At 64.7% G+C, this 20,812-nt stretch carries 12 protein-coding genes; 6 read left to right on the top strand and 6 right to left on the bottom strand.

The genetic code is table 11. The features are described from left to right. Positions 1-4 precede the first annotated feature (4 nt). Genes CEX87_RS11945 through CEX87_RS11930 form a run of 4 tightly spaced genes read left to right on the top strand, consistent with a single transcriptional unit; the run spans position 5 to position 7,142 of the window. A complete protein-coding gene (locus CEX87_RS11945; RefSeq protein WP_094287306.1) occupies positions 5-2,590 on the top strand; it encodes an ATP-binding protein in 2,586 nt (861 codons plus the stop codon). Continuing rightward, a complete protein-coding gene (locus CEX87_RS11940; protein WP_094287304.1) occupies positions 2,587-4,608 on the top strand; it encodes a hypothetical protein in 2,022 nt (673 codons plus the stop codon). The genes CEX87_RS11945 and CEX87_RS11940 overlap by 4 nt, the downstream gene beginning before the upstream one ends. A gap of 24 nt (positions 4,609-4,632) precedes the next feature. After that, a complete protein-coding gene (locus tag CEX87_RS11935) occupies positions 4,633-6,402 on the top strand; it encodes an AAA family ATPase (RefSeq protein WP_094287302.1) in 1,770 nt (589 codons plus the stop codon). A 47-nt stretch (positions 6,403-6,449) separates the two neighbouring features. Beyond that, positions 6,450-7,142, top strand: coding sequence for a GNAT family N-acetyltransferase (locus CEX87_RS11930; RefSeq protein WP_094287300.1), 693 nt, complete (start codon positions 6,450-6,452; stop codon positions 7,140-7,142). A gap of 183 nt (positions 7,143-7,325) precedes the next feature. On the opposite strand, the gene CEX87_RS11925 is transcribed toward CEX87_RS11930, so the two are convergent. Then, complete coding sequence (locus tag CEX87_RS11925) at positions 7,326-8,039, bottom strand: DUF6338 family protein (RefSeq protein WP_142301088.1); 714 nt, start codon at positions 8,037-8,039, stop codon at positions 7,326-7,328. Positions 8,040-8,559: 520 nt separating this feature from the next. Here CEX87_RS11925 and CEX87_RS11920 point away from each other — a divergent pair. Both CEX87_RS11920 and CEX87_RS11915 read left to right on the top strand, forming a co-directional pair. Continuing rightward, entirely contained in the window at positions 8,560-10,686 is a 2,127-nt protein-coding gene (locus CEX87_RS11920; protein ID WP_094287296.1) for a site-specific DNA-methyltransferase, read from the top strand. A gap of 3 nt (positions 10,687-10,689) precedes the next feature. After that, the gene (locus CEX87_RS11915; RefSeq protein WP_094287294.1) at positions 10,690-13,293 is read left to right on the top strand and encodes a DEAD/DEAH box helicase; all 2,604 of its coding nucleotides are present in this window, start codon (positions 10,690-10,692) and stop codon (positions 13,291-13,293) included. 74 nt (positions 13,294-13,367) lie between these two features. On the opposite strand, the gene CEX87_RS11910 is transcribed toward CEX87_RS11915, so the two are convergent. From CEX87_RS11910 to mobF, 5 genes are all read right to left on the bottom strand, one after another. Then, on the bottom strand, positions 13,368-14,939 hold the full coding sequence (locus CEX87_RS11910) for a hypothetical protein (RefSeq protein ID WP_233151354.1): 1,572 nt from the start codon (positions 14,937-14,939) through the stop codon (positions 13,368-13,370). Positions 14,940-15,230: 291 nt separating this feature from the next. Further along, positions 15,231-15,797: a hypothetical protein gene (locus tag CEX87_RS11905; RefSeq protein WP_094287292.1), complete on the bottom strand. Its 567-nt coding sequence runs from the start codon at positions 15,795-15,797 to the stop codon at positions 15,231-15,233. Between the two features lie 25 nt (positions 15,798-15,822). Beyond that, the gene (locus CEX87_RS11900) at positions 15,823-16,965 is read right to left on the bottom strand and encodes a hypothetical protein (protein WP_094287290.1); all 1,143 of its coding nucleotides are present in this window, start codon (positions 16,963-16,965) and stop codon (positions 15,823-15,825) included. A gap of 228 nt (positions 16,966-17,193) precedes the next feature. Beyond that, complete coding sequence (locus CEX87_RS11895) at positions 17,194-17,592, bottom strand: hypothetical protein (RefSeq protein ID WP_094287288.1); 399 nt, start codon at positions 17,590-17,592, stop codon at positions 17,194-17,196. 30 nt (positions 17,593-17,622) lie between these two features. Continuing rightward, positions 17,623-20,469 carry a MobF family relaxase gene (mobF, locus tag CEX87_RS11890; RefSeq protein WP_094287569.1) on the bottom strand — a complete coding sequence of 949 codons (2,847 nt, stop codon included), beginning with the start codon at positions 20,467-20,469 and terminating at the stop codon, positions 17,623-17,625. Positions 20,470-20,812: the final 343 nt, after the last annotated feature.

Below are 20,812 nucleotides of genomic sequence, written 5' to 3'. Positions count from 1 at the left end.
GGTGATGTCTGCGCCCACCCCGATCCGCGCGATCGGCAATCTGCGGCTGACTTCCCAGGGTGTGTATGCCGACTATCTGCTGTCCGGTCAGCCGTTCATCTTCTTGTCCGAGGAGTGGCAAGACCGTGTCGCCGCCGAGCATGCCGAGCTGTGGCGGGCGCTGCCGTCGGGGTCCTCGATCAGCGGCCTGACTGTGCCCGTGGCGCCGCGCAGCACCGTGCGCAAGATGTTGCACAGCCATCCCGATCTGCGCCGCCGCCCCGATGGGGCAACCAGTGTGGCGCCGGCGGCGCGCCCGTGGGTGCAGCACTGCCGGACGTGGGAGCCAGCCATCGCCGCCCACCGTGCCCGCCGGCGCATCTACTGGCTGAGCCTGCCGCTGGATTACGGCCTGGGGGGACGCACCCCCAGCGGCATGTGGCGGCGCATGTTCGACGCCGCGCTGGGCCGCGACAAAGACACCGATTCCTCGATCGCCTACTACCGCGATCTGGCGGCCCAGATGATCGCCGAGCTGCCGAGCGTGTTTTTCCCCAAACCGGCCACGGTGGAACAGATTTGGTGGCACTGGAACTACATCGCCAGCCGCGGCGCGTGGGACGCCCCGCTGCCGAGCCAACCGTTTGACCCCGATGCCAGCCTGCCCGGCTCAGCGTTTACCCCGGTGCATCTGGATCCGGGCGCGGCCAGCGTGCGCGGCCGGCGCTGGCGCGGGGCCCGCGCCGACACCGACATCTTCGTGCGCACGTTTCGCGACCGCACCGACGGTGTCGCTGATTCGTATCAGGCGCTGCTGCCGTTGGACAGCTTCCCCGACACGGGGATCGCTTGGCCGCGTTCCACGCTGTTTAAGGTGCTCGACGATCTGACCACCCCGGCCACCGTGTTGGACTGGACGATCAACATCACGTTCACCACCGCCGAGGTGGCGGTGTCGAGCGCTGAAAACGTCATCGTCAACATTCGCGACCAGTACCGTCAGCGCGGCCGGCACGCGGCGAGCTCTGATGAGCTGCTGCGCAAGCTGGCCTCGGGCAAGGAGTTGGCCTCCGAACTCAAACGCGGCAGCGCCGAGCGCGGTGTCAACGCCGCCATCGTGGTCGCCGCCGCGGCCGCTGATCCCGACACCGTCAACCGGGCGGTCACCGAAGTGGCCCGCACGTTCCGCGGCCAAAACATCGGGTCCAAGCGGTGGCGCGGCAGCCAGCCCACCTTGTGGCGGGCCTTCAGTCCCGGCGGGGAACGCCGTGCCGCACTCGATGAGTTTCGCAACCCGACCACGACCAAGCGGTTCGCGCCGTTCGTGCCGCTGCTGGCCAGCAAGCTGGGCAACAACACCGGTGTGCCACTGGGCATGAACCTGACCAGCCCAGGGCTGCGCGACGTGGTGCTGCTCGATCTGCTCAACGCCCCGGCCCGGGAAAATCCGATGAACATGGTTATCTGCGGGTCGCCGGGCCGCGGAAAATCCCATGTGACGAAACTTCTGGATCGGTCATGGCTGAAACTCGGCGCGGGTCTGCATCTATTCGACCCCACCGATGCCCGCGAGCATGAAAAAGCGTTGGCCGATTTCGATGACAAAGTGGTTATCGACGTCGCTCGCATGAATTTCAGCCTCGACGGCTTAAAAATATTTCCCTTCGAGGAAGCCGCGGAACGCACGATCGACCATTTGCTACCGCAATTAGGGCTGTCGCCGCTGAGCCGCGGGGCCCAGCGGTTGTGGGGCCATCTGGCCCCCGAGTCGCGCGCCGCGCACGGCATCGGCAGCACCGCACAGCTGATCCGGTATCTGCGCGACCTGCCCGACGCGCAGCGCACCGACGCCGACACCGACCTACTGATCGGGCTGGAAGGCCTTGCCGCCCAACGCCTGTTGCGACCGCTGTTCGATGAGTCGCTGCCGGTGCCCGCCCTGGCCACCGCTCAATGTGTGATCTGGAATTTCGCCGGCCTCAAGCTGCCCACGGTCACCGAGGAATATCAAGCCCACCTGCATCAGCAGACCACCCCGGGCCAGCGCGCCGCCCAAGCGCTCTACGGTCTGGCCGCAGAGCTGGCCCAATCGATTTTCTTCTCCCGCCCCGACCAGCCAGACATGCTGGTCGTCGAGGAATGCGCGGCCTGGACCAATTCGCCCGGGGGCCAAAAATGCGCCAACACGATCATTCGCCAGGGCCGCAAGGCCTGGACGGGGTTGTGCGGCGTCAGCCAGCAGCCGATCAAAGACTTCGCCGTCCTCGAAGACGAGTTCATTGATCAACGGCTGTGCTTGGGGTTCAAGCGATCTGACATCGCCAAAGCGACGCTGCAGTGGTGTGACCGCGACCTGGACCGCCACCCCGAACTGCTGGCCAACTACGTCAACAACACCAGCCCCGTGCAGCTGGTCGACCACGGCGACGACGCGATCGACGACAAATACGGCCAGGTGATCCCGGGCCGCGAGGGCGAGGCGTGGTTCCTCGACGAGTTCGGCGGCTTCGGCAAGGTGGGGCTGTTCGCCGCCCCGACCGCAGCCCAGGCCGCGGTCTTCGACACCAACCCGCACCGCGCCAGGCAGCGCAGTCAGGCGCGGCGCCCATGATGGCCCGCCTGCATTTCTGGTATCTGACTCACCCGCGGTGGGGACGGCCGGCGCTGCTGTTGGCGGTCCTACACGCGCTGGCCATCACGGCGGTGGCCACAGCCCCGACAGCCACCGCGTCGACGAACGCGATGCTGCTCAACTGGACCGGCCTCAAAGACAGCTACGGGGTGCCGCTGGGCAACTACTACTTGAGCCTGCCCTCCATCCGCGAACAGATCACTCAAGCCGGACCCGACATCAGCTGGACTCCCGACAGTTGGATGGCCTGGATGCTGCACGCCATGGAGATGATGGCGTTCAACGTCACCTCGGCGACCATCCTCACCGGCGAAGCCGGTTTGTTCGTCGGCATCATCGCATTGGCGCTGTGGCTGATGAAACTGACCGTTAGCACGTACTGGCTGACTGTCATCGGTGAGATCGCCCGCGCGGTCACCAATGCGGTCATCACCGTCACCACCCAACTGGGTCTGCTGGCGATCGCTATACCGATCGGGGTGTTCGCCGGTGTGGTGACCATCCACCGTGGCGAAGCCGGCCGCGGCTGGACGATGATTCTGATCGCGCTGACCATGCCGGCGTTGTCGATCGCGATCTTCGCCAACCCTGCTGGCCTGATGTACGGCGAGGGCGGCCTGCTCGAGTTCGCCCGCCGAGTCGGGTTCAGCGTCGCCCAGGCCGCCACACCCGGCCACAACGGCGCCTTCGACGGCGTGGGCAGCACCGGACAGGTCGATGCGCTGACCGCCAGCCTGATCACCCACGCCGTGCGAGAACCGCTGCAGCTGTGGAACTTCGGCCAAGTCGTGGATCGTGTCGGCAGTTGCGGGGCCGCCTGGTCGGCGGCGGTCAACCGCGGCGCCCCTGACGGCCCGATTCGCGCCATGCAGTCGTGTGGCAACACCGCGGCTGTGTCCTACGCCCAGCACCTCGATGGCACCAATATCTGGGTCGGGTTGGTGTACGTCCTCGTCGCGCTGCTGCTGGGTGCGTTCATGGTGCTCTCGGGGTGGGCGGTGCTCAAGGTGTCGGTCAAGGCGATCTACACGACGGTGATCGTGTTGCCAACGCTGTGGCTCGGCGCGATCCCGGGGGCCCCGCAGCGCCGGGCTGCAGACGTGGTGTGGCAGTTCTTCCGGCATGCCATCGAGGTGCTGGTCTACATCGTGTTCGTCAGTGTTATTGGGTTGGCCGTGGAGTCGATCGTGGCGGGCCGGCTGCCGGTTCGTTTGGGTGGGGCCAACCCGTTCGCGCATGTGCTGATGATGGGTGCGGTGTCGATCGCGGCGATGATGCTGCTACGCCACATCCGCGCCGATCTGTCCGCTGAGCGGCGCGGTCCGGGTCTGTTCCGCCAAGCGGGCGGTGTCGCGATGGGCATGGGCATGCACGCGGCGATCGGTGGGGCTGGCGGCGCCGCGGTGGCCGGGGCGCGTGGGTTCGGCTCGCGTCTGCGTAACCGCGGCGAGACCACACCGTGGGACCAGCTCGACTCCGCGGCCAACAACGCCCGCCAGGTGCACGGTCAGCCCCAGCGAGGGTTTGAGCCCGTCCCTTCCGGCGGGCCCCCGACGTCGGGCACACCAAACTCTGACGGCGCGGCGGAAGCGGCCTCCACGCAGCCGCAGTCACCGGCCGGCGGAGTCGACCCGGTCGGCGGCGCTCCGGCCGCACCCGCCGGCGGGGCAGAGCCCGCGCTGTCGTCACCGCCAGCCAATGGCGGGGTGCAGGGCATGCTCAGCGGCTTGGGTCAGGCTGCGGCGCCCGCCCGCCAGCCCACCTCCGGGCGGCCCACTGGCGGCGAGCCGCTGACTGCCGACCTTGCCGGGTCACTTGGACTCGACGGGGCGCCGTCCTCACTGTCGCCGGTGCACGACCTGGCCGAGGCCCGCTATGAGGGAGTGCTACCGCCACCCCCGGAGCCACCGCCAGATGACGAGATCGGCCCGCCCGATGACGAGCCAGGACCTTCTGGCGGCGCGGCGACTACCGTCAACCCCATCACCGATAAGTAAGCGAACGCAGGAGAGCCACCAGCCATGACTTCGCCGACTGAACAGCGCCGTGCGTTTGACACCGCGATGGACAGCTACCGCTCCGGCGACCGCGCCTCGGCTCTGCGGATTTTCAGCCGCATCACCGCCGACAACCCGGCCATGGCCGATGCCTGGCTGGGTCGATTGGCGTGCGGCGACCAGGATTTGGCCGCGGTGGCCGGCGCGCACGAGCACTCCAAGGCGCTCTACCGCGAGACCCGCCGCATCGGGCTCAAAGACGGCGAGTTGCATGCCCAAGTGTCTGCGCCGATGTATGTGACGCTGCCGGTGTGGTCGCGCGCGACGCTGACCCTGGCCTATGTGTCGGCACTGATCGTTGACGAGCAGTACGGCCTGGCCGCCGAGCTGCTCGATGACCCGGTGCTGGCCGCCGACACCCAAGCCGCGCAGTGGCGTCAGTTCATCACTGCCACACTGCATTACCGCACGCGGCGCTGGCCTGACTTGCTGGCCGCGACGTCGGTGTCGCCGCCGGCGCAAGCAACCTATGTGCTCGACGCGGTCACCGAGGCGGTGGCGGCGCTGTCGGCGGCGGCGTCTGCAAGTCTGGGCCAGTTCCAGGCCGCGCTGCGCGAGGCCGACAAGATCACTACCTCCAACCCGTACATTGCCGCTGATGTCGCGCTGACCCGTGGCTGGTGCTTGCGCGAGCTTGGGGAGGAGGAGAGCGCCCGTACCGCGTTTCTCGCCGCCACGGTCGAGGGGCAGCTTCTGCCGGCCGCGCAGCAGGCGCTCGACGACGTCGGCTACCGCCTCGTGGTGACCGACGCCGAAACCATCGCCACCCGTACTGACGAATGGGACCCGGCTACCGAGACCAGCCGTGAGCAGCGCGATGCCGCCGCGCTGGCCGCTGAGCAGAAGGAGGTGCTGCAGCACGCCAAGCGCCGCCTGGACGAACTGATCGGTCTGGAAGGTCCCAAGCAGCAGATCGAGGTGTGGCGCACCGAGATTCAGATCGACCAGCTCACCGCGGCAGCGCAGGGGCAGGAGTCCACCGCGACGGGTGAGAACCATATGGTGTTGGAGGGCCCGCCGGGTACGGCGAAAACTACCTTCGCGCGGATCGTGGCTGAAATCCTGTTCGGGTTGGGCAAGATTCAGCGCCCCGAGGTGATGGAGGTCTCCGAAGAGGACCTCGTCGTCGGATATGTCTCTCAGACCGCGCAGCGGATGAAAGAGGTGTGCGAGGAAGCGCTCGGCGGGGTGCTGTTCATCGACGAGGCCTACCGGTTGGTGCCTGAAACCGAGGGGCACAGCTTCGGCAAGGACGCGATCAACACGCTGTTGAAGTACATGGAGGATTTTCGCGACCGGCTGGTGGTTATCGTGGCCGGCTACCCCAACGAGATGCGGCGGTTCCTGGCCGCCAACCCGGGTCTGGCGTCGCGGTTCAACTTCACACTGAGCTTCTCGAGCTACACCGCCGATGAAATCGTGGCGATCGGCCGCCACATCGCCGGCAAGGAGAAGATCGCGATCGCCGAGGAGGCCTGGCCGCTGCTACACACCGAGGCCTCTCGGCTGCGCGCCACGCCGACTGACGCCGGCACCGCTTTGGATATCGCCGGCAACGGCCGCTACGCCCGCAAGGTGGTCATCGCCTGTAAACGCGAACGCGCGCGTCGGCTGAGCACCAACACTCCCGAGGAGCTGTCGGCGCTGGCCGCCGCCGACCCGTCGTTGTTGGTGGTCAACGACGACGATATGAGCAGGGCGCTGGCCTCTTCGCTGGGCGGCGACATCGCCTGAAGCGCGCGCGCTCACAGACGTCGGGGTTGTGAAGGGGGAGTTGACAATTGGGACGGCGTAACCGAGTCACGATCGGTGCACCACGGGCCGAGGACTTCGACAAGTTACCGACATGGTTCACCCAGGCCGGTGTCGCCAGCAATGACCCCGACGCTGAGGCCGCACGCTACCGCGGGGCACTGACCGACGGCTACTTGGGTGTCGCGACCGCCGCAGGCTTCCAGAACAACCTCAGAACAGTTGAACAACTCCCGAACACTCAGTGGGCTTTCGCGCGGCTGATGGTGCGGGTGCTGCGCCTCAATGACACCGCGATCGGCGCGGTCATTATGGGCTCTCACGTCCGCCTCTGGGAGCTGCTGGGCACGCGGATGAACGGCGCCTCACTCGACTTAGTAAACCCGACGCCAGAGTCGATGAACTACATGATCGGTGTGTTGAAGGTGGCCAAGATTCACCTCCTGGCCGTAGACCCTGACCAGCAGGGCCGCGGCCACGGTGGGCGGCTGCTGCGCTCGGCCCTCGACGTCGCGACCCGAGACGGACTGGTCACGGTCTACGGCCAGTTCAGCGCCGACCGACCCCACCTGGCCGGCTTCTACGAGCGGGCAGGGTTCACCATCGGCGATCCTGGCGAGCCGATGTCGTTGACCATCATCACCGGAAACGCCGCCGACGCAATGGAAGTGCCGGCCTCGCATCGGCTCTTTGTCCGCGAACAGCCCCCAGCCGGCCGCTGAACGGCGCGAGCGACGCTTATCGGTTGTTCGAGGGAGGGGTTTCGCGCGGCTTGCGGTCACGCGGTGGGATCTTGGGCAGCTGCGAAACAGGCTTGCTGCCCGACGGGTAGCCGCCCCTCTTGTCGTTGAATCCGCCTTGGTCCGCTCTGTGATCGGCTTTACTCACCATTGCCGCTGGCCTCCTCACTCACCCGCGGGCGACGGGTGGTCGCCGCTACGGTCTTCCAACAATTCTAGATAGGTGATCTCATCCCACCGGATGAGCAACGACCAGCCAGTCAGTTCAGGCTCACCGGCCTCGTCGGTCTCGAAACGGCCGCCATCGCTGATAGCCGCCTGGTCGCTTAGATACAGCTCTTGCGGCTCGGGATAACCGCTGGCGTAGGACGGATACGGGGTGCCAGGTGCACGATTCCACGGCCCAGCGCGCCACGTGCCATCCTTGAGCTTCAGGCGCACCCAGCCGGTGAGCTCGGGTCGCGAAAACGCCATGTCCCATGCACGCGGTTCGGGCGCCTGATCGGTGAACCAGCCCACCACGGACTTCGTGGACCGCTTGAGCCAGTTCGACTCGGCGCTCCATTTTCGACTATTGGCGGTCAGTGCCCCCAAGATGTAGGGCAGGACCACGTAGACGAACAGGACTGGCCACCACCACCACTCAATCGGTCGGCCGTGGGCCAGCCGACCACTGACGACAGCGTGTACGTATACCCAGTACGTCAGGGGCGCGTAGATCGCATGAAATACCGCCGACACACCAAGAAATCCGATGAGTCGGCTGGTGATGTCACCCCTGGCCCACGAGGCGCTGCGGTGCTCGCGGGCGATCGTGTAGAGCGCGCCCGGCAGCACCGCGATGAGCGCGACCAGTAGCGCCTGGAATGTGCCAACCATCGATCGGTAGTCAAACACACCGTTCAGGTGTCGGTGACGTCCGACGAACATCGCAACGCGGTGCCAGGCCACGCCTTGCCAAGGGGGTTAATACAAGCGGGTCTACGCTGCCGCCGACCGCGGGCGCGTAGGCGTCCGCTTTCAGCACGCTCAGCGCGGGTGAACGCGCGGATGGCTTCGGGTCGACCCGGTACGCGAAGCAGCAGCTCCAGGTCCTCCAGCCCCACCTTGTTCCGCTTCGGGGAATCTCGGCTGGCCCTCGCTCACGGACCCATTATTGCCCGTCAGGCGGCCTGGCATCGCGCCGCAGCGACGCCAAGGGCAGGCGCACGAGGCGGCGGCCAACTATCACGCCTCAGTGTGCGCAGCGGCGGCGTCGGCGCCCGGCTGCTGGTCGTAGGCAGCTACAGTCGGCGCGAGCGCTAGCGGTGTGTTCGACCGGACACGGCCAGGCGGCCTCGTAAGGTTTGTTCTGGCACCGCCGGCGTGGCGGGAAAGAGCGGGAGGGCACAGAGCCAACGTGTCTAGGCTGACCGAGCTAATCAGACAGGCCAAGCTGAATGACCCCCAGTTGGGTACCGACCTCGAGCGCGAGTTCAAGGTACTGTCCGGTCGCCGAGCGTTTGGTCTCAATTTTGAGCGCCACCGCCCTGAAACCGTTGAACTGCCGCACCGCCCAGTGCGTAGGGGCGACAAGGTACGAGTCCTGCCGTCGCGACGATCGACCACGCGCGCTGACCAGCGACTGTGGTTGGTGAAACGGATCGAGAAGACCAATGATGACCGAGTCGCACATCTTGAGCTGGTCGGCGTGCCCGAACGGCGCCGATGTGAAGCCGCTGTCAACGACTTGGTGGTCGTTGCAGCGTTCCGGGACCTGATCTACCCCGGCCTGGAGTCCACCGGCAAGGTCGAGCGTGGTGGCGACAAGCCATTCCACACGGTTATCAATGCCGAGAACTACCTCGCGCTCAAAGCGCTCACCTACACCCACCGCGGGAGCGTCGACGCCATCTACATCGACCCTCCCTTCAACACCGGCGCTCGGGACTGGAAGTACAACAACGACTACGTCGAATCGGATGACCACTACCGCCACTCCAAGTGGTTGGCGTTTATGGAGCGGCGACTGCTGTTGGCGAAAGAGCTTCTTAATCCAGAGAATTCGGTACTCATCGTCACGATCGACGAGAAAGAATACTTGCGCCTGGGGCTGATATTGGAGCAGACGTTTGCAGATGCTCGAATCACGATGGTGACGAGTGCTGTCGCGTCCAGTGGTACACGGAGAGGCACCTTCGGGCGCGCCGCGGAGTTTATCTACTTCGTTCAGTTCGGAACTAGCCGGCCGATCGCGCTTCAGCTCGATGGTGATTGGAATCCTGTAAAGACTAAGAACAAGACCGACGTTCGCTGGTGCCTGCTGCTGCGCAGCGGAACCAACGCCCTCAGGGCGGATCGACCGAACCAGTTCTACCCGGTATTCGCTCGCGGCACCGCAGATGGCCCGGTGTTTGCAGGGGTCGGAACGCCGTACTACGGATCGGACACCTCAAGCATCCAGGCGCCTTCTGGGTGCGTAGCAATCTGGCCGATTCGACGTTCCGGAGAAGAAGGCCGCTGGCAGGTGAGCCACGACCAGTTCGCCAAACTCATCGACGGCGGCTTCGCAAGGCTTGGGCCGTGGCGAGGCCCGGACACGTCGGTGTACTACCTCAAAGACGGAGAGCGGAAGAAGGTCGCCGACGGTACATTTCAAACGGTCGGTCGGCGTGCTGATGGGTCGGTTGTCACTGACGCCTCCGACTACACGGCACGGTTCGTGCCGACTGATATCTGGCGAATTACGAGCCATGACGCTGGAAACGGCGGCAGCAGACTGATCGAACGGTTCATCCCGGGAAGGAAGTTCCCGTTTCCAAAGTCGCTCTACGCGGTCGAGGACGCGTTGCGGTTCTTTGTCGCCGATAAGCCAGAAGCTATAGTGCTCGACTACTTCGCCGGCTCCGGCACAACGGCGCACGCCGTCATGCGGCTGAACCGACAAGACGGGGGGCGCCGACAGACCATTCTAGTTACCAACAATGAAGTCAGCGCAGATGAGCAGACTTCGCTACGTCGCCAGGGCCTGCGCCCTGGCGACCGCGACTGGGAACAACGCGGGATCTGCGAGTACATCACCAAGCCACGGATCGATGCAGCGATCACCGGGGTGACCCCCGAAGGCGATCGCATCAGCGGGGACTACCGATTCACCGACGAGTTCCCAATGGCTGAAGGCTTTGAGGAGAATGCAGAATTCTTCACGCTGACGTTCGAATCGGCCGTAAGGGTCAGCCACAACCGCGCGTTCAGCCGAATCGCTCCGCTGCTCTGGATGCGCTCCGGCTCCGTGGGCGAACGCATTGAAGCTATCTCCGACCAAGGATGGGCGGTCGCCGACAGCTATGGCATCCTATTCGACCTCGACCAAACGAGTGCGTTCTGCCGAGAAGTCGAAAAGGCCGACAGGCTGCGAATCGCTTATCTAGTCACTGACGACGACCGTCGCTTTCAGGCTGTCGCACAACGGTTACCAGACGCCGTCGAGCCCGTTCAGCTCTATGAGTCCTACCTGTCGAACTTCCGCTTTGCGAATGGTGATTGACGGATGAAATTCACCCTCAAGGACTATCAGGACGATGCGGTGCGCGACGTGCTCACGAACCTGCGCAAAGGGGCAAAGCGCTGGCGCGAAGACGGCGACAAGCACGCCTTTTCACTCACCGCCACTACCGGCGCAGGCAAAACGGTGATGGCAGCAGCGGTATTTGAAGCCCTGTTTCACGGCAACGACGACGTGGATTTTGCACCAGACCCGTCCGCGGTTGTCATCTGGTTCAGCGACGACCCGTCACTCAACGAGCAATCGCGGTTCCGGCTCCTTGAAGCCTCCAACAAACTCACCCAGTCTGACCTGATCGTGGTGCCAACCTCATTCAACCAAGAGCGGTTACAGGCCGGCAAGATCTACTTCCTCAACACCCAGAAACTGAGCAGGAACAGCCTGCTGGTAAGGGGCCACGGCGGTGGAACCGATGAATCTCAGCCCGGCACGCCGCCATTCGAGGGGCTCCCAGAAGGACACTCGCACACAATCTGGGACACCATTAAGAACACTGTCGAAGACCCTGACCTGACCCTTTACCTCGTACTCGACGAGGCTCACCGTGGACTGAGAACCAACGGAAAGACCACCCAAGACGAAAAGCCAACGATCGTTAGTCGCCTCATTAACGGGAATGGATCGACACCCCCAATCCCGGTGGTCTGGGGCATCTCAGCAACAGTTGAGCGTTTCAACGCCGCGATGGCCGGAGCCGAAGGCCGCGGCACCCTTCCGAACGTTGTGGTAGACGCCGCCAAAGTGCAGGAATCCGGGTTGCTCAAGGACACGCTGGTCCTGGACATCCCCGACGAGGCTGGACAGTTCGACACCGTTCTCGTGCGTCGTGGGACCGACAAGCTGGTCGAACTCAGCGCAGCGTGGGCCGCCTATGCTACCCAGCAGAACGACGCCGACACAGTCGAACCGCTCATGGTGCTCCAAGTGCCAAAGACCCCGGATCATAACGAGATCGGAAAGCTGCTCGACACGATCTTCCAGCGCTGGCCAGAACTGCCTACCGAATCGATTGCTCACGTCTTCGGCGAACACACGTTGCAGACGTTTGGCAGCTACCAGGTCGCCCACATCTCGCCCGAACGAGTGCAGGAATCCACTTGGGTGCGCGTCCTTATCGCGAAAGACGCGATTTCGACAGGTTGGGACTGTCCCCGTGCGGAAGTCATGGTCTCGTTCCGCACCGCACGTGATCGGACACACATCACCCAGCTCCTCGGGCGCATGATTCGAACCCCTCTCGCGCGGCGCATTCCCGGCAACGAGCGACTCAACTCCGTTGACTGCCTGCTGCCGTTCTTCGATATCAAGTCCGTCGAGGCGGTGGCCGACGCACTCATGAGCGGCGGCGGAGAAGCTGGCGACGTGCCGCTGCCAGGGCGGCGGGTGCTCATTAATCCAATCGAGGTCGTCGCCAACCCTTCTGTGCCAGAGGATGTTTGGGACAAGCTGCTAACACTGCCCGCGCAGTCCCTGCCGAGGCGGGGGGTTAAGCCTGTGAAGCGCCTCACCGCACTCGCTCAGGAACTGGCCACGGACGGACTCCTTGCCGACGCCGGCAAGATCGCGCACGCCGAGCTGCACAAGGTGCTCGACGCCGCGAAGGCGCGCTTCATCCACGAGATCAACACCGCACGAAAGGCCGTACTCACCGTCGAAGGCAAGACCCTCACGTCCGAACTCTCCGGCACATCCAAATCTTTCGACGACTTCGTAGAGGAAGCCGACTACGCGGTCATTGATGACGCCTACAAGCGTGCTTCGCGAACGCTTGGAGCCGATGTGTGCCGGACGTATGCCGAGCACCTCGCGGATGCGAACAGCGAAGCTGACTCCGATGAGGACGCTCTGTTAGAAGCGCACACCGATATCGGCGCGCTCGGGCTTGTTGCCGACGTAAAAACCTATCTCGACGAGGAAGCCGACAAGCTGGCCAAGACGTGGCTGGACCAGTACCGGGTTCCGATCAAGGCACTCACCGACGAGCGCCAGGAAACCTATCGACAAATCAAGGAGCTCAGCGTCGATCCGCAGGATATTGACCTGGCCAAACCTTCATCGCGGATGGAACCCACAACGGTACGCGCAGCCGACGGTACCGAAACGGCCCTGCCCACGCTCGAGCACCATCTCATGTGCGGTCCCGATGGGAGCTTCCCATTCGACCTCGGCGGCAACACCTGGGAGGCGGAGGTCCTTGCTAAGGAGATGGCCAGGCCGGGTTTCGTTGCCTGGTATCGCAATCCGTCACGGGCGAGCCGGGAGTCCCTCGGCGTGGTTTACGACAGCGGCGCCGGCATGAAGCTGGCCCGGCCTGATTTCCTGTTCTTCACCAGGAACGCAGATGGCACCATCGGCGCGGCCATCGTCGACCCGCACGGCACTCAGTACGGCGACGCACTTCCCAAGTTGCGCGGCCTCGCGCGTTACGCAGCCGATCACGCCGACATCTACCAGCGAATCGAGGCGGTGGCCAAGATTGGCGGCACGTTCCGAGTGCTCGACCTGACCGACGTGGCGGTCCGCGCCGCGGTTTTCGATGCCGTGGATGCCAGGACGCTCTACGAAAGCCCGCACGCCGTCGACTACTAGCGAGCTGAGCATGGGTCGCGGCGACCATCAGCACCCCGATCCGAGCGCGCCGCGGGGCGCGCTAATTGCTAATGCTAGTCACCACTGCTGCGCTCAACTTGTGCGGTCTCCGCGCCCGTTCGTTTTTCGATCAGGTCGGCGAGGTCGCCGTCACCGCGCGCGCGCAACACTGCTGCGGCGACGTCGGCCCGGCGGCTTCCCAGACTCGCGGCGAGTGCCGCGGCCGGAACGCGAACCGCGTGACCGAGTAGTCGGCTCAGCCGCTCGACCCCAGTTATTTCTGCGCCGATTCGTTCCACCTCGACCGACTCTGCATCAACATTGAAGACCAGAACGAGGGTGTCGGTTGGGTCAGCGTCGAGGGCTTTGGCTGGTGCCCGCACGGAGCCGATGCTGGGTCCGTTTGTCGAGAACAGCCGCCAGATCACCGGCAGCGGTCCGTGAGGGTTGGAGAAAAGGCGACGCTGCCCCGGGGTGACGCCCAAAGCGGCGGCTATTGCGGGATGGATCGGCTGTCCCGACCCGCGTAGCACGTCGGCGTTGACCGGCATTGCCAACCGTATTTCCTTGTGGCCGTTGCGGAAAGCTCCCCGCGCGTGACGCAGATGAGGAATCGGCGGCCATTCGTCGGTGTCGGTTCGCCGCCGAACCGTGGTGCCGTCGGTGATGAACGCAAGACTGGTGATGTTGGTTCTGATGGAGCTCTCTGCCACGTCGGGGAAGCGTGACCGTATGTCAGCGATCAGCTCATCGACCCTCATCGTTCCGCCTGCCGTGTCGATGCGGGCGGCCATTTCCTCGGGAATGCTGCCGGCGTACTGCTCAATCCCCCAGGCGCGCAGACCCCAGGTCTGCACGCTGGCACGCACGAATCGCTCGTCGCGACGCAACGCTTCGCGTACAGCATTCAAGTTTGTGGGGCCGGCGCCGATGGCGGCGACGATTTCCTCCGGGGTCGCAGGCGCACCTCGCACGTGCAGGACTGCTTCAGCCCGACTGGCTGCAGAATCACCCCACCGCACCCACACATCACCGAAGCAGCGCAAATCCTGTCGGGAACGTATGTAGGTGTACGCGACGGCCAGCGGCATACCTTCCACGACGAGGGCATGCAACAGCGACTCCGTAGACGATGCGGGACTGCGATCAAAGACGGCGGCGACGGCGGCCCCAACCTGTTGGGCCCCGCCGGTTGTCGTGTTCTCAAACCAGTCGCCGCGCCCCGTATACGGGCCCGCCAGGTGCAACAGTACTTGCGCGGCCTCACTCGTCGGGTCAACGTCAAGACCAGACAGTTCTGCGGGAACAACGTCCGCCGGTACATAAGGGCCGAGACGGCGACCAAGCGCGGCGGCGTGCTCGCTGACTTCGTGGTGGACGGGCTCGGCGAGCAGTTCCGCGAACCTCGCCAGGGCCCGGGGCTGGTGGCGGCCGACCCACCTCTTGGCCACACCGAGACGCTGCGCCACCATGCCCTGGGATCGCGGCGGCTCTGCCCACAGCCGAGCCGAGACCATAACCCGATCGCGCTCGTCAAGATCATCGAGGAGTCGGTCGACGGCAGCGGCCGCCCCCACTCGTTCGCCGGTTGCGGCGGCCCGATGTCGGGCGACCGCCTCTTTGGCAGCGGCCACCAGCGCATCCATCGTGGCCTCGCCCGCCCACAGCGAAGCAACGGTCTGGTCAGCAATGTCCGACCACCGCTCGTACTGCGCGGCGAACGCAGTCGCAGCCCTTCGCGGCAGCCGCGCATATGGAATCGCCACCGGGCCAACATCGTCGAGGCCAGGGACGAGGGCACGCAGTGGTGTGTGCGCGATCTCCGGTGTCACCACCTGGCCCGCAACTTTTATCGGCTTCGGCACGTCGTCACACCGCCCTCTGCCAGGCACACATCGAAGGCGACACCACGGCGGCACGCGGCCCGCAGCGCCGACTCAGGAGTTTGTGCGGCGGGGCTTCGGCAGTGGTGAACCACCCTCAAAGACTTCGAGATATGTCGAGTACAAGCGCCGCGCAGTCACGATGAACATCATCGCCAGGTAGACGGTGACCGCAACAATCAAGCCCGACAGGGCGATGTGCCACCACCGCTGCACATCACTCATGACAACGGCGAGAACGCCGAGCAGCAACGCGTCGAAAAGTGCTGCGACAGCGGCAAGTAGCAATCCGCTGAGCGTCTCCCGGATGAATGCGCTGACGCGTTGATCGGATGACAGTGTCAAGGAGTCAGCGATGCGTCCGCGCAGAGTGATTACCTGACCGGCGGCGGCGAGCAGTACTCCGGCGAGAAGGCTCACCGCAGGCAGCAGCGCGACGGGTGTCGTGATGACGAGATGGAGAGGGAATATAGCGAGACTGCCGGCGATGATGGGCGTGCCGAAGATAACGACAATCGCGTATGTGTCGCGGTGCCCTGTCCGGTAGTGATTGAGCGACCGCCAATGGTCTACGCGGACCGTCCGAAGGCTCAGCCTGTCCGGGATCATCGAGATCGGCATGGAACCCTCCTTTAGAACCGCCAGCCTACGTGTTCAGTTGTAGTCCCTGCACCTGATCCAACAGGTCCAATGCAGTTCCCTCTGCCGACGAATAAAACTCCTCGTCAGACGGATATCGGTCGCTGATGCCATATGTGAAACGTCCGAAATCGCTGAGCGGGTTGTATGTCTTCGACGCGCCGTGATTATCCAACTCGACACTGACATCTGTGAAATCGATATCGACGTCGCCCTCCCGGTTCGCGAAGACCGTCTGCTTGAGGACGTCCGCTTCTTCGTGGGCGACCTTGCGCCCCGTGAGGCGGCGCTGGATACGGGCCCGCCTCTTCTCTTCCTCTAGTTTCTGCCGGATTTGCCGTCGAACCTCTTTCTTTTCCTCCGTCGACATCTTGGACATGTCCGGCAGGTTGGCCTCTTCTACTTCCTTCTCGGTTACATGCTCCTTGAGGAAGCCGAAGTACTCGCGGGCCCACCGTTTCACCCGCTCCTTGACAGCCTCTCCCTCGATCTCCGTGAGCACAGCCATCGAGACTTCCTTGCGATCCCTCGCACCGTCGGCCTCATAGCTCCATTGATCAAAGCTGACTCGCTTGACCTCGGACTGGCCTATGAAAGTGATCATCGCGGCTTCTCCGGCAAGGTGTGAGATCGGGCGAAGCCGCCAATTGTCCTCGCTGACGCCATTCAATCCGCGGATCACCGAGGACATGGGGCAGCTGCGGCCCCGCGCCTCGACGGCCAGGAGTCCACGCGTCAGGTCAGGGCGAGTGATCAGTGTTGCGCGGAAGGGGTGCAAGGTCGACTTGCCTCTGAGCGCGATATCGGCGGTGTCGGGATCCTCGGGATCGATGAGCGTCCCGTCTGCGTGTCGAACCCCGAATTCGAATCTGAGGCGCAGGCTCCCGTTCTCGTCACGATCCGCTGACAGAAAGCGAATCGAGGTACCCTGCGCAGCCGCCGCGCTCTCGTCGTCGTCGCCTCTTGTGAGGCCGAAATTGTGGATTCGGTGCGCGGCAGCAGTTACGTCGCGCCTCGCCGCAGCGATGTAGTCGACTTCGCGGACTGCATCGGTGCTCGTCTCGTCGACGTCGTCCCCCTCCTTCTTGTAGGGAAGTTGAGCTGCGCCGAACGCGTGCTGCTTGCGTTTGAGTCCGTGGTGCAGTTCCACCGCCCAGAGACGGTACCCGTAGCCAGCCAATTGCTTGATTCCCCTCTCGGCTGGCGATCGTATCGGGTGAGGCGGCAGCTGGCGGGCAATTGACCCGCGCGTCGAGGAGGTCGTCCATCGGTTTGCTCCCCGGCATCGGACGCCGGGCAGGTCACCGAGGAAACGAGCGGCTGCGCCACCGGGGACCGTACTGAACAAGCAGCCCTGTCCGAGCGATACTTACGCTGGTTACAGGCGGCCTGCTTCCCAGTGGCCCAGGATCAGTCCTGGGCTGCCGTCGGGCAGAGTTTCGAATCGCGCGCTGAAGCCGACCGGGTTGAGCGTCCAGTAGTGCGCTTTGTCGGGCGGGAGGTCGGCGGCGTCGGGGTGTGCGATCAGGTTCGGCGGGGTCCAGAGCATGCGGTCCATGAGTTTGCGCCCGGCGGGCTCGTTGGGTACGAATTCGACGGTTCCGATTGAGGCGGGCCGGAAGATGACTACGGTGTCGCGGCTGGGGTTTTCATGGCGGGCGCGCACAACCTGCCCTGTTTCAACGAATTCCATCCAGGTCGCCACGATTTCGTCGATGTGGTGGTCCAGGAACGCCAGAAAGCACGGCATACCGGTGCCGAAAACGATGGTGTCCATGTGTCTCCTCGCAGTTGTTCGTGTGCGGTTCTACAGTTCAAGGCCGCCGATGTCGCGTCCACGTTCGCGATCGCGTTCACGTTGGGCGATGTCTTTCGCGACGGTGGCCATCCGCGCGTAAGCCTCGGCCGCGGCGCGGCCGGCGGCGGTGTGTTCGCGCCACACGGCGCGCCGAGCGCTGCGCCGGTGTTCTTGGGCGACCAGTAGGTCGGCGACGGGCTCGGGCAGGAGGTGGCGTTCGGTGCGTTCGGCTTCGGTGTGCATGGTGCGGGGCCGGTCGTCGTTGGCCAAGATGGTGCGGAAGTGGTGTGCGGCTGAGTATTTGTTGCCGCGGCGCAGGACGTGGATGTCGGTGCCGGACACGATGCGGGAGTGTTCGTGGTCGGCTTCCCCGGTGATGCGCTGATAGATATAGGCGTGGTTTTCGTCTTTGGCTCGGGTCATGCCGACGTAGGCCATGGCGCGGCTGGAGGTGTCCGACAGGATGGAGTGGCACACTCCGGGGGTTGTCTTGCTGCCGACGGTGACCCCTTGGGCTGAGTGCACGGTGACGGCGTAGCCAAGGGTGACGTTTTCGCGTAGGTAGTCGCCCTCGAAGACGACGCGGGCTTTGTCGGTGAGCCGTTCGGCGGCGACCCGGTTGGTTTTCTCGTCGATGCCTGCGACTCGCCACCGGTTGCCGTTGCGGACCTGGTCGACGGGCTGGCTGATGGGGTGCTCGGCGCCGGGGCGCACGGTGATGCTGATGTCGTTTTCGCGGCTGACGATGATGTCGCCGACGGCGATGCGCTGGTCGCGTGCGGCTCGCACCGAGGGGCCGTCGCCGACCAGAGCCTTGTGGATGCGGAGGTTCAGTGCGTCGGCCATCTCCCAGGAGTCGCACACCATCAGTGAGTCTTTCCCGGCGGCGCGGTCGGCCAGGTAGGCGTCGCCGGCGTCGTTGGCCATGGCGATCGGGTCGCCGGTGTGTAGGCGGCCGTGGTTTCGGTACCAGCCGACGGCTTTGCGTAGCCGGTTGCCGTGACCGGAGCGCAGCGCCAGTGAGACGTCACGTTCTGCGGCGGTGCGCATGCGCCACACTTCGCCGAGCCGCTGCGACCAGGGCAGATCGCCGCATAGGTGTTCGAACATGCCGCCGCGGGCTTTCACCGGCGCTAGCTGGTAGGAGTCGCCGACGAGGACCATCTTGGCGTGCCCGGCCACAGCGCAGGACAGTAGTTTTTTCAGCTCGGGGGTGCCGACCATGGAGGCTTCGTCGACGACGACGACGGTGCGTCGGTCGATGGCCAGCGTGTTGTCCTCAATGAGTTTGAGCGCCTTGGCCACGGTCAGCCCGCGGTCGCCGGCTTCTTCCTGCATCGCCTCGTCAACGGCTTTGCCGGTGGGCGCCAACACGAGCACCTCTTTGTTCGCGCGGTGCGCTGCGGCGCGCAGCGCTTTGAGCGAGTGTGTTTTGCCGGCACCAGCCGGCGCCTGCAACGGCTGTACCAGAAACGGTGAGACGGCGATGTTGCGGATGGCGCGTTCCTGGTCGGGGGAGAGGTCGCCGAGGTCGGTCGCACGCACATCGAGTCTGCTGCGGTTGTCGGCGGTGTCGACCATGTCGAGGATGCGCGATTCCTCGATCATGATCGCGTCGACGGTGTACTTTTCGTGGCCTTCGCGGTGGTGGCGTTCGCGCGGCGCGCTGATGCGCACACTCACGTCGTCGACGAACGCCTCGATGAGCGCGCGCGGTTCACCGGGCACGTCGACGGGTAGTTGCGCGCCGACAATCTCGACCATGTCGGCGCGCGTGAACGCGGCCTTGTCGATGCGTGCGGCCATGCGCGTGATGCGCGCCCGGTCCAGGGGAGTGCGCACTGCGCGGCGGCGCTCGTCGCGTGCGGCGAAGTGCGCATCGCGCTCCAGAGTCAGACCGCGCGTATCGGCGCGCCACATCGCTTTGAGATCCTCCCACGCCAAATTTTCGGGTTTGGTCGGCCGGGTCGCTTTTTGCGCGGTCGCCAGCTGCGCGGCGGTGGGTTCCCCGTCGACGACTACTAGGTTGTCTTTGGCCCATTCGCGTAGTCGGGTGGAGCGCTGCGACCAGGCCTTGATGCTGTCCTTGGACACGCCGGCGACCTCGGCCATTCCGGAGTGCTCGTCGACGTGCTGCCATTCGAAGCCTCGCTCGGCGTGCAGCTCGTGGCGCAGGGTGGCCTGGTAGATGATTCCGGCGGCCTTGGCTTCGTGATACAGCGACTTGGAGTCGATTGACGCCAACTTGCCGTCGGCTCTGACCTGGCGGTTCGGCACGATGACGTGGGTGTGTAGGTGGGGATCACCGCACCGCGACGTCTCGTGCTGGTAGGCGATGGCCACTAGTCCGGGCAGCCGTTGTAGGTCTTTGTTGCTGGTCAGCGGGTTGTGCACGCGTGTGTATCCGGCGTGCTCATGCAGGTAGGTCATGGCCGCTTCGACGGCTTTGACGTGGGCGTTCTGCATGACCTTCTCGGCCACGTCATCGGTGAGCGACCGCAGCAGCGACACGCTTTTTGGGGCGGCGAACATCAGGTCAAATCCGTGCACCCCGTTGGTTCCGAACGCTCGACCCGACGCCCCGTTGGGGGCAACTCCGTCATCGAGCCACCGGGCGGCGGTCTGGGTGTCAGCAAAGCCGCCGTCGAGGGCGGCCCCGTCCAGTCCGGTGCCTGCCCCGACTGCCGCCTTGTCGCCGACCACCACCCAGGTCGGGACCCGGGTGTCACCTTCGGAGTAGTACTCGCCGAGTCCGCCGCCCGCGGCCTGGCGGTCCATCGCCGCTTGGCGGGCTTGGCTGGCGGTGTCGTTGTAGTAGTTGATGCTCCAACGCGACAGCCGCGAGATCGTCAGCACGGCCGCACCATGATCGACCACCTCACCAAGCCGGACAGGCCGCCGTCAGGCGGCCGGGGTTCGGGCGCGCCAGCGCCCGAACCCGAGTGTTGCACAAACGTGTGCCAATGTGCCGGAAGTCTGTTGGGTGGGAGCGGAGCGGAGGCGGAGTGGGTGTGCTGCAAGGGGGGTGGTGGTGAGGAATTGGTGCCAGTGTGTGGTGAGGGGCGGGCGTAGGGCTGTGTATTATACACGTTTGACGCTGACGACTGGGGCTTGGGTGGAGAGTTCGTGACTAGGTACAGCGTGAGAATGAACGGACGAGTGAGATCTATGACTGTAGTAGCGCAGTCTCATGTACGTA

It is taken from the genome of Mycobacterium lehmannii (assembly GCF_002245535.1).
Lineage (GTDB): Bacteria > Actinomycetota > Actinomycetes > Mycobacteriales > Mycobacteriaceae > Mycobacterium > Mycobacterium lehmannii.
This window is presented reverse-complemented; position numbering and strand designations above follow the sequence as displayed.